The sequence below is a fragment of the Desulfobacula sp. genome (genome assembly GCF_021107415.1).
Map to the genome: position 1 here is coordinate 1 of NZ_JAIOSW010000380.1, position 9,707 is coordinate 9,707.

At 39.8% G+C, this 9,707-nt stretch carries 12 protein-coding genes; 5 read left to right on the plus strand and 7 right to left on the minus strand.

Translation table 11 applies throughout. The features are described 5' to 3' along the window. Positions 1-95: 95 nt before the first annotated feature. From K8S13_RS19070 to K8S13_RS19090, 5 genes are all read right to left on the minus strand, one after another. Positions 96-314, minus strand: a complete 219-nt coding sequence (locus K8S13_RS19070; RefSeq protein ID WP_291465022.1) for an AtpZ/AtpI family protein — start codon at positions 312-314, stop codon at positions 96-98. A gap of 111 nt (positions 315-425) precedes the next feature. Beyond that, positions 426-1,475 carry a selenide, water dikinase SelD gene (gene selD / locus K8S13_RS19075; RefSeq protein WP_291465023.1) on the minus strand — a complete coding sequence of 350 codons (1,050 nt, stop codon included), beginning with the start codon at positions 1,473-1,475 and terminating at the stop codon, positions 426-428. 43 nt (positions 1,476-1,518) lie between these two features. Then, entirely contained in the window at positions 1,519-2,292 is a 774-nt protein-coding gene (gene pgeF / locus K8S13_RS19080; protein WP_291465024.1) for a peptidoglycan editing factor PgeF, read from the minus strand. Beyond that, on the minus strand, positions 2,279-2,764 hold the full coding sequence (rfaE2, locus tag K8S13_RS19085; RefSeq protein ID WP_291465026.1) for a D-glycero-beta-D-manno-heptose 1-phosphate adenylyltransferase: 486 nt from the start codon (positions 2,762-2,764) through the stop codon (positions 2,279-2,281). Before rfaE2 ends, pgeF begins: the two co-directional genes overlap by 14 nt. Beyond that, positions 2,757-3,566: a carbon-nitrogen family hydrolase gene (locus K8S13_RS19090; protein ID WP_291465028.1), complete on the minus strand. Its 810-nt coding sequence runs from the start codon at positions 3,564-3,566 to the stop codon at positions 2,757-2,759. Before K8S13_RS19090 ends, rfaE2 begins: the two co-directional genes overlap by 8 nt. A 271-nt stretch (positions 3,567-3,837) precedes the next feature. Here K8S13_RS19090 and K8S13_RS19095 point away from each other — a divergent pair, with 271 nt between their 5' ends. From K8S13_RS19095 to K8S13_RS19110, 4 genes are all read left to right on the plus strand, one after another. Beyond that, complete coding sequence (locus K8S13_RS19095; protein ID WP_291465031.1) at positions 3,838-4,764, plus strand: nicotianamine synthase family protein; 927 nt, start codon at positions 3,838-3,840, stop codon at positions 4,762-4,764. Between the two features lie 67 nt (positions 4,765-4,831). Then, positions 4,832-5,644, plus strand: coding sequence for a nicotianamine synthase family protein (locus tag K8S13_RS19100; RefSeq protein ID WP_291465033.1), 813 nt, complete (start codon positions 4,832-4,834; stop codon positions 5,642-5,644). A gap of 30 nt (positions 5,645-5,674) precedes the next feature. After that, on the plus strand, positions 5,675-6,787 hold the full coding sequence (locus K8S13_RS19105) for an alanine racemase (protein ID WP_291465034.1): 1,113 nt from the start codon (positions 5,675-5,677) through the stop codon (positions 6,785-6,787). Positions 6,788-6,960: 173 nt separating this feature from the next. Continuing rightward, complete coding sequence (locus tag K8S13_RS19110; protein ID WP_291465036.1) at positions 6,961-8,127, plus strand: site-specific DNA-methyltransferase; 1,167 nt, start codon at positions 6,961-6,963, stop codon at positions 8,125-8,127. Here the strand turns inward: K8S13_RS19110 and K8S13_RS19115 are convergent. Further along, on the minus strand, positions 8,124-8,498 hold the full coding sequence (locus K8S13_RS19115) for a transcriptional regulator (RefSeq protein WP_291465039.1): 375 nt from the start codon (positions 8,496-8,498) through the stop codon (positions 8,124-8,126). The genes K8S13_RS19110 and K8S13_RS19115 overlap by 4 nt on opposite strands. Further along, positions 8,495-8,815, minus strand: a complete 321-nt coding sequence (locus K8S13_RS19120) for a DUF6516 family protein (RefSeq protein WP_291465041.1) — start codon at positions 8,813-8,815, stop codon at positions 8,495-8,497. The genes K8S13_RS19115 and K8S13_RS19120 overlap by 4 nt, the downstream gene beginning before the upstream one ends. Positions 8,816-9,393: 578 nt before the next feature. On the opposite strand from K8S13_RS19120, the gene K8S13_RS19125 reads away from it, so the two are divergent. Next, positions 9,394-9,707: response regulator (locus tag K8S13_RS19125; RefSeq protein ID WP_291465043.1), on the plus strand; the 314-nt coding region annotated here is incomplete at its 3' end.

Sequence of the window (9,707 nt, forward strand, 5' to 3'; positions counted from 1 at the left end):
CATTGGGGTCATCATCAGACCGATCATTCCTCCAAACAACAATAACAGCCAGTTTGAGGTCGTGATAAAATTAACAATTTTTTGAAGATCCTGCATTAAAACCTTCTTCCTTTTTTACCTGCTCGCAAGATATTGCTGAACCCGGCTGCAATACCAAATGCCAGACCCACAAACAACAGAACAGGTTCCGTATCAAACTTCTTATCCAACCAAATACCACCAAAAAGGCCGATGAAAATAGAAAGCGCCACTGATATCCCAAGGCTGGCAAAATATCCGAGTTCTCTTACGGTTTTGCCGGTTTCCTTTTTCATTCCTCCTGCCTTTTTACTTTTCCGCAGTTTACTTTGACCTTTAGCCTTACAGATCAAATTATCCTGAAAGCAAATAACATATGCTGAATCTCAAGTCAATGTGAAAAAGCATTAAATTATGTTCAAAAAACCCTTATCACTCTCCCGGATAATTTCACCAATTATCCAGGCGTTTAAGCCGTTTGTTTTCATTTTTTCCACATAATTTTTTGCATCTTTTTCATTCAGACTGATCAGCAATCCACCGGATGTCTGCGGATCAAACATCAGATCAACAAGTACCCGGTCAACACTGGTATCAATATGGGTCAATTTTTCAAAAAATTTTCGGTTATTATGGGCACCCGCCGGTACCAATCCCATGTTTGCAAAATCCAATACATTTTTAAGCATGGGAACTTTTTTTGAATAAAGTGTGATGCATTTTTTTGACCCTTTTGCCATTTCCAGCAAGTGTCCGGCCAGTCCAAATCCGGTAACATCGGTACAGGCACTCACTGCAAATTGTGACATGACCTTTGCTGCAGCCTTATTCAACATGGACATGCTATCAACAGATTCTTTAATATTTTCCTTTGTGGCCAGTTTCGCTTTTATGGCAGTAGATATGATGCCTGTGCCAACAGGTTTTGTTAAAATAATGGTATCGCCTGTCCGGGCGGTGGCATTGACCAGGACTTTATCCGGATGCACGATACCTGTGACGGAAAGCCCGTATTTAAATTCCTGATCCTCCACTGAATGGCCACCCACAAGTATGGCACCGGACTCATGGATTTTATCTAAACCTCCCTTTAACGTCCGGCCTAAAATATCCTCTTCCAGGTCAGAACATGGGAAACAGACAATATTCATCACTGTAATGGGTTCACCTCCCATGGCGTACACATCACTTAAAGAATTGGCAGCAGCAATCTGACCGAACTCATAGGGTGAATCCGTAACCGGTGTTAAAAAATCAAGGGTCTGAATAAGCGCTGTTTGTGAATTAAGTTTATAGACGCCTGCGTCATCAGGAGGATCAAGCCCCACGATCAGGTCAGGGTGGGATTTAGCCTTAAGCCCTCCCATAATTCGATCCAGCGTCCCTGGATCAAGTTTAGCCGCTCAACCAGAGGCTTTGACTTTCTGTGTTAACAAGACCTTATCAAATTTTTCCATTCTTACACCTTCTCATTGCAAATCGCTATATCGACTCCCTATATTAGACTATAGATATCACACAGGCAAACCTGCCGGTTTTTTTTTCTCCCCGAAAAGAATAAAAAATATCTGTATTACATTTTGTACAAATTTTCATATTCTCAATATGCCCTTTTTTTACACCCTTATATATAAGCTGATCACTACTCATTTTCCAGAAATCAAAATAATCTTTATCTTTAATTTTATATTTCCATAAACTTTGGGGGATCTCATCCTTATAATTGACAAATTCAGAACAACAGGGGCCAAGGGAAGGAGAAATACCGGCAATGATATCTTCAGTCTGACAGCCGAACTCCAGTATCATTTTATCCACGCACTTTCCAATAATATTTTTAACACTTCCCTGCCACCCGGAATGAATATTTGCAATCACTTTTTTTTGGGGGTCATACAACATGACAGCTTGACAATCGGCAACCTGGATCACAAGAAATACATCTTTCATATCAGTAACAATACCATCTGCGGTGTAGATCTCTTTTCCGGGTTGAAAACTTTCAGACAAATCATTGTCATCCTTTTTCAATACCTTAATAACATCCCCATGCATCTGGTTTAAAAAAATAAGGGGTTTCATACCCATTTTTCTGATAATGAGTTTTCTATTATTTGCAATAGCCGGATGTTCATCGCCCGAATTCATACCGATATTCAGGGAATCAAAAGTCCCTGTACTTGTTCCGCCTGCTCTTGTAAATATACCGTGAACAATATGGGCATGATTTTTAAAATATTCAAACTCATAGACTTTGATATCAGCACTTTCCATAATAAAGTTCACCTATTCTTTTTATAATTTTTGTGGTGGAGATATCGGGTTCTAAAGAGACCCTTTCGATACGTCCCCCATTTTTTTTTACAAAATCACCCCCAATGATCTGATCTTCCGGCCAGTCCGCCCCTTTAACCAGTATATCAGGACAAATGGTTTCAATTAAACGTTTTGGATCAGGCTCATCAAATAATACCACATGATCAATACAGCCCAGGGCTGCCACAACAATAGACCGATGACCCTGCTCAATCACCGGACGTTTTTCTCCTTTGATTCGCTTCACCGAACGATCGGAATTCAGCCCCAAAACAAGGATATCCCCAAGGCTTGCAGCATGATTTAAATATTTCACATGACCCGCATGAATAATATCAAAACACCCATTGGTAAATACGATTGTCTTTTCAGCATCCTTATATTGCCTGGATAATATTTTAATCTCAGAAAAAGTGGCAATCTTATCCATAAATATCATGTCTCCGGTCCGTACTACAGGGGATTAACGTTCTGGCATTTTCTACCCGTTTCATCTCAATTACTGCAAAAGCGCTGCCATCATCGCTTCCAGCCTCTACCAGGATGGTTCCCATTGGATCGAGAATCATAGACATCCCGGAAAACTGCAAGTCAGCATCCATTCCTGTCCTGTTTGAACAGATCATAAATATTTGATTTTCAATAGACCTTGCTTTTATCAGGGTTCTCCAATGCTCTTTTCTTGGTTCCGGCCACTGGGCAGACACAATAATCATTTGTGCATTCTTTAGAAACATTGATCTGGCAAGCTCAGGAAACCTCAGATCATAGCAGATCATCAGTCCAATCCGGCCAAAGCTTGAATCAATGATGACAATCTTATTTCCGGCAGTATAATAAAGATGTTCTTGTGTCAGCCTGAAGAGGTGCAGCTTTCTATATCGTCCCTTTATCTTTCCATCCACATCAATGAACACCATGGTATTGTATATCTGATCTTTCTCTTTTTCAGGAAGCGTTCCCACAATTGCCATTTGGTTTTCTTTGGCAAAAAAAGAAAGTCTTTCCACAATCTTTTTTGCAACCTTTGAATGCTCACTTAAATTTTCATTATCAAAAGAACAGGAAAACATTTCCGGCAGAACGGCAAGGGAGACATTATCAGATGCCAATTCCTCTAAATATCCAAGGATAGTATTCAAATTGGCTTTATTCTGCCCATTTTTCACATCAAACTGAACAACACCGGCTTTAAAATTCTTTTTCAAATCTTTTTTTTTACTTTCAACCATTTCTCATTATCAAATGCTCATCATTTATTAAACACTCTCAACATATAGTTTCACCCTTTCATCGTCAATCTTTTTATCCATTAACGATCCCAAGTTTAAAAGCATTGACGTAAGATTACTAATTGAGCATCAGCATATAATCATTGAGTCAGCATTCTTTTTTCATTTATACTTTCCAAAACAGCTTTAATTATTATATCTTCTTTATACAGGGCCATTCTTTTGCTCTTTATTCATTTGATTTAGTTGTCAAACAGGAAGGGAATTTGCCATGCATGACATCAATTTTACACATGAACATGAAGTTGAGGAACATGATTTTTTAGGCTGCTGCCTGGACTGCAGACAAAGCCTGGAAATTGTAAAGCCCCTGATTCTGGGCTTTTCCAAAGATATTAAAAAATATTCACAAGATGCCCTTACAGCACTTGACCCAGAGGAATTGTACCAAAAATTTCAGATCATCGATGACCTGGCCCACCTGAATGCAGGTGACAGCCTGGCCGGAATGATTCTGGATGATCCAAAAATTCGACACGAACTTCCAGTGATCAGATCTTACTATACAACGTTCTTCAGTATTCATGAAAGACACCTGGCAAAGCAATTGCTGAATACAAAAGATCCCTGGCTGGTATTTGAATCATTTCCCCTGTACCCGAGATATAAGGCCCTGATTAAAAATCAGGTAGAAAACCAGATTAAAAACCAGACAGAAAAGACAGATTTTTCTGCTGACAATGTTCTGGCATTTATCGGATGCGGTCCAGTACCCATGAGCCTGATTCTGCTGAGCAGGCTGTATAAGATCCGGTCCATCGGCATTGATATCATGCCTGACAGCGTATCGCTTGCCAGGAGGGTAATTGCCTGTCTGGGCCTTGAGGATTCTATTACCATTGTTCAGGGAGACGAGACCCGGCTCAGGGAACTGGACTGGAATTTTGTTCTTGTTGCCGCGCTTGCAGAGCCAAAAATTCGAATTTTTCAAAACCTGCGCACTATTTTAAAAGAGGCCGCAACCAGGCAACCAGGAAATCACAATACTCTGGTTATCTACCGGACTTACACAGGAATGCGTGCCGTCCTCTATAAACCTGTTCAGCCGGATGATATTAATGGGTTTAGAATAATTACGGAAATCCTCCCAACCCAGCGGGTCAACAATACAACTATTATTGCACAGCTGATTGAATAAAATTTTCAATTCCTGCATAATCATCACACATGCCACCTGACACAGGAATTTTTAAGGAGTATAATGCATGAAAAAAAATACCATGCCTTCCATTAAAAATGAATTCATGAATATTTATTCAGCCATCCGCAATCTGCCGGATGATGAAATGTTCAACACACCCGAAGCTGTTTTACGCCCGCATTTTGAAAAACTTAACCGTCTTGGAGCCATGGACATTGACGACAATAAAGCCCAGGATCTGCTTTGCTCTGAAGATTTCAAGCCGATCATAAAAAAAATCTCCCACATGAAAAGAACCTATGGTTTGAGAATGGAGATCAAGAGTGCACGTTCGATTATTTTGAGCCCTGATCCCTGGAAAGCAATAAAGGATTTTACCTTCTTTCCCAACTATATTGAGCTGGCCCACATGGAATATAAAGGTGGAAATCTCAAATCAGAAGATCGTGTACTATTTCTTGGAAGCGGACCTCTGCCATTAAGTCTTATCTGTCTTTGCTCACAATACAATGTTAAAGGGATCGGCATCGAACTGATACCGGAATATGCCAAACTTTCAACAAAAATCATTAAAACCCTTGGATTAACCGAACATATCCGTATCATTCAGGGAAACCATTTTTTACTGCCCCTTGAACAAAAATGTCATCTTATCATGATCGGAGCTGATGCACATCCCAAGAATGAAATCTTCACTCATCTTGCAGGATCACTTCCAGAGGGTATAAAAATTTCCTATCGAATCTATGAAAAGGGACTGAGAAGGCTTATGGATGACAGGTCTGTTTTCGATCTTCCCCACAAATTCAGGGAATACATGCGCATACGTCCGAAGCCTCCGGTAAATAACACTTGTGTTTTTCTGATAAAGGAATAATTCTTCAAACTTCAGGTTAATGGAGCTGTCATGGAAAAAAATTTACTGAATATCACAAGCCAGATTCCAACACCATTTCTTGTCGTGGAAAAAAACATTGTAAAAAAGAATATAGCCCGCATCCACGACTATGCAAGCCGTCACGGATTCACTGTCAGACCACACATCAAGACCCATAAATCCCTTTATATGGCCCGCATGCAGCTTGACGCAGGCGCAAAGGGTATTGCCTGTGCAAAAGCAGGAGAAGCCCAAATCATGGCAAAACTTGGTGATGTGGATATTACCATTGCCTATCCTGCCGTGGGAAACGTCCGTGCAAAATCCCTTGCAAAACTCTGTCTGAAACATAGTCTGAGAGTTGCTGTGGATTCTCAATATGTAATGGATCAGCTTGCTTTTGCAGCTGCCGATTATAACACTGTCACTGGCATTTTAGTCATGTTTGATGCCGGACTTCACCGCTGCGGCTTTGCTGCGCCCGAACGAATTATACAACTTGCACAATATGCAAAAAATGTTGACACACTGCGATACGACGGCATTCAGATGTATCTTGGGCATCTGTACGGAGACAGCGCCCGTGACGTACAAAGTTTTGAACAGATCAACCAGATGTGGGTTCCTGTATATGATGCACTCTGCTCAGCCGGGCTTAAGCCTGAAATCGTATCATCAGGCTCCACACCCTCCCTGGAAAACACACATCTTATTCCCCATATTAATGAAATCAGAGTGGGAACAGCTATTTATAATGATTACTTTATTCAAAAGTTTGATCACTGCACTTTGGAAGAGTGTGCAGCACGCGTGGTTGCAACCGTTGTTTCCGATACAACTGCGGGTCGGGTTATTATCGATGCCGGTTCCAAGGCTCTTTCCGCTAAGCAGCTTTTACGCTTTGAAAATCTTGAGATGGGATATGTGGTTGAATATCCCGATGCCGTGATAACCCGGCTGCATGAAGAGCACGGATGGATTGATGTCAGTAGCTGCAGTTCTCCGCCAAAGGTGGGACAACGCCTGAGTATTATTCCTGTAAATGTGAGCCTTTGCGTCAACCTGTATGATCACTTCTATCTGATCACTTCCAGCGGTACTCTGCATAAAGAGCGGATTGATGCACGAGGATGCCTTGTCTGAATCTATTTTGTTGATGCCCCCCCCCCTTAAAAAAAATCTGCGATTACCCAAAGGCAGTCCAGGGAAAATCATGTACAAACAAGCGTAAGGTTGCTATAGTCAGGCCCGATTTTACCTTTAAAAAAGGACCACATTAATTGCTATATTCCTGCAAATTCAAATAAAGTATACATATGAAAACAACACATCAACTTTTTTTTCAAAATTCAAACAATCTTGACCAGATCCCATCCAACAGTGTTGACCTTATTGTCACGTCCCCACCCTATCCCATGATTGAAATGTGGGATGACATTTTTTTTAATCAGAATGAAGCCATTGGAAAGGCAATTGCCAAACAGAATGGAAACAAAGCTTTTGAACTCATGCACAAATCTTTGGATTGTGTATGGGATGAGGCATTCAGGGTTTTAAAAAACGGGGGGTTTGCCTGCATCAACATCGGGGATGCCACAAGAACTCTCCGGGAAAACTTTGCGATTTATCCAAATCATGCAAGAATTCTTCAATATCTTGTCAAAATTGGTTTTACAACCCTGCCTGAAATTATCTGGAGGAAACAAACCAATGCCCCCAATAAATTTATGGGGTCGGGTATGCTGCCGGCAGGTGCTTATGTTACCCTTGAACACGAATATATTCTGATTGTAAGAAAAGGCGGCAAGCGTGAATTTAAAACCGATCCTGAAAAAATAAACAGACGGCAGAGCGCCATATTCTGGGAAGAAAGAAATATGTTTTTCTCAGATATCTGGTTTGATATTAAAGGAAGCCGCCAGGGATTACTTGATAAGGCTTTAAGAACCAGAAGCGGTGCATTTCCATTTGAACTGGCCCTTCGGCTGATCAATATATACTCGGTTAAGACAGACACGGTTCTGGACCCGTTTCTTGGCACCGGAACCACTATGGCTGCAGCCATGGCTGCAGCCAGGAATTCAATCGGGTGTGAAATTGATAATAATTTTTATGAATCCATCATCAAAATAAAAAATAATATTATTGATTTATCCAACCATTATATGGAAAACAGATTAAAAAGGCATATTCATTTTGTAAATGAGAGAATAGCGTCCGGTAAACCCTTGAAGCATAAAAACAACCCCTATGGTTTCCCTGTCATAACCAATCAGGAGAAAGAACTGATATTAAATGAATTAACAGCCATTAAAAAGGTAAAGCCCCACTTGATGAGGGTAGACTATTGCGATAATCCCCAAAGGTCATTCTGCCTGGAATGGGAAAAATCCGGGATAGAAAAAAGATGTTCAGACCTTGAAAAGATGGGACCGCCTCAATCTGCCGCCAAGAAGAAAGACAGGCAATTGGAATTATTCTAAACCACAGCTTTAAATTCGATTTTTTCATTACCAAACGTAAATTCAATAACTTTATGCACTCCATGACCAGGGTTTGGTTCTTTAAAGATTTTTACTAACTGATACCTTGATAATATTTTCAGGTCGTTATTCAAGCTAACGGGTGTACGATCCATGTCTGACATTAATTCAGAGAAAAATACTCTTTGTTTCTTTCGCAAATATTGAACAATTCTTGTCCGTTCAGGTTTTAGGATTGCCATTAAATCAATAGGATCTACCCAGATTATATTTTTTTCTGTTACTTTTTTTCCTTCGTCAATTTCTTTTGCCGTTTCTTTTGCTGAAGAAAAGAAATCAGACATTGATCCTGCTTTAAGTTCAACACTCATTTTATAAACTCCTTTATTTCTTTTTCAAAACGATCTACTAAATTTTGATAGCTTGTAAAATCAGTCAGCTCTGATATTTCTCCGAAATAATGTTTGTGATGAAAATTATGAGCATTGTCGTATCCAAGAACACGCCCATTATCACCTGAGAAAATCAGGTGGTTGATATATGCCATACTGTATTTGACAATTTCTCCTTTTGCATTCTCCCAAGCTTCAATTTTAAGTATTCCTCCACCTTTTTTGGGGTTAATTGGAAATTGCTCTGAAACGATTTTTTTAAATGTATCTTTTGTCTTATTTTTCTTCCTTTTCATGAAAGTATTTTAACAGGCATTTATTTAAATGTAAACCTGCATTAGAGCTTTTATTACAGCACTTATTAAAAATTGTTTAATTAGAAACCAAAAAATAAACTTAATTAAAATAGTGGCACACACCAGCTGAATAACTCATTAAATCTATTACATTGGTAACCATATTCGATTTAAAAAGAAATTTTGGATTTTCTATGATTACGAGCAAAATTACAGATAAATTTTAGATTTTACCGGGGAGGTCGGGGTATGGTTGCAGGGAATCGTTGATTGGGCTTCTGTACAGATTCTTAATGCAGTGGAGCGTCAAGACCGGCAAAGTGTCTGAGCGACAGCGAGTTGTTGCCGGTCAGCAAAACGGAGTTTAGAAACTGTAAGAAGCTCAATCGGATTCATCGCAACCATACCCCGGCCGGGTTAAAGCAAAACAACCACTTCAAACTTGTCATTTTTACTGATAATATAACAGATATTTTATAAACTTTACTTGCGGTTTTCCTGACTTAACGCCTGTAATGGCTTGACTTCTCATCATTCTTTGATTAGTTTATATGTATATTCTAACAAGGAGAAAAAAAATGACACAAAACGATTCTTTTCTCAAAGGTAAACATATACTGGCTGTTGACGATGAATGGGACGTCATTGAAACCATACAGGAAATTTTAGATGAGGCAAAGGTAGATGTTGCCCAGGACTACGAGACAGCTTCCCGAAAAATTCATAATACCCGATATGACCTTGCTATCCTCGACATTATGGGGGTTAACGGGATTAAACTTTTAGAAGAATGTGTAGAAAGAGATATCCCGGCTGTCATGCTGACAGCCAATTCCCTGAATCCGGAATCCCTGATGCAGTCCATTAAAAAGGGAGCTATTTCCTATCTTTC

What these genes read in the sequence shown, in the direction of transcription:
- K8S13_RS19070 (WP_291465022.1), bottom strand. Translation starts at nt 314, where the DNA reads ATGAAAAAGGAAACCGGCAAAACCGTAAGAGAACTCGGATATTTTGCC.
- pgeF (WP_291465024.1), bottom strand. Translation starts at nt 2,292, where the DNA reads ATGGAAAGTGCTGATATCAAAGTCTATGAGTTTGAATATTTTAAAAAT.
- rfaE2 (WP_291465026.1), bottom strand. Translation starts at nt 2,764, where the DNA reads ATGGATAAGATTGCCACTTTTTCTGAGATTAAAATATTATCCAGGCAA.
- K8S13_RS19090 (WP_291465028.1), bottom strand. Translation starts at nt 3,566, where the DNA reads ATGGTTGAAAGTAAAAAAAAAGATTTGAAAAAGAATTTTAAAGCCGGT.
- K8S13_RS19095 (WP_291465031.1), top strand. Translation starts at nt 3,838, where the DNA reads ATGCATGACATCAATTTTACACATGAACATGAAGTTGAGGAACATGAT.
- K8S13_RS19100 (WP_291465033.1), top strand. Translation starts at nt 4,832, where the DNA reads ATGAAAAAAAATACCATGCCTTCCATTAAAAATGAATTCATGAATATT.
- K8S13_RS19105 (WP_291465034.1), top strand. Translation starts at nt 5,675, where the DNA reads ATGGAAAAAAATTTACTGAATATCACAAGCCAGATTCCAACACCATTT.
- K8S13_RS19110 (WP_291465036.1), top strand. Translation starts at nt 6,961, where the DNA reads ATGAAAACAACACATCAACTTTTTTTTCAAAATTCAAACAATCTTGAC.
- K8S13_RS19115 (WP_291465039.1), bottom strand. Translation starts at nt 8,498, where the DNA reads ATGAGTGTTGAACTTAAAGCAGGATCAATGTCTGATTTCTTTTCTTCA.
- K8S13_RS19120 (WP_291465041.1), bottom strand. Translation starts at nt 8,815, where the DNA reads ATGAAAAGGAAGAAAAATAAGACAAAAGATACATTTAAAAAAATCGTT.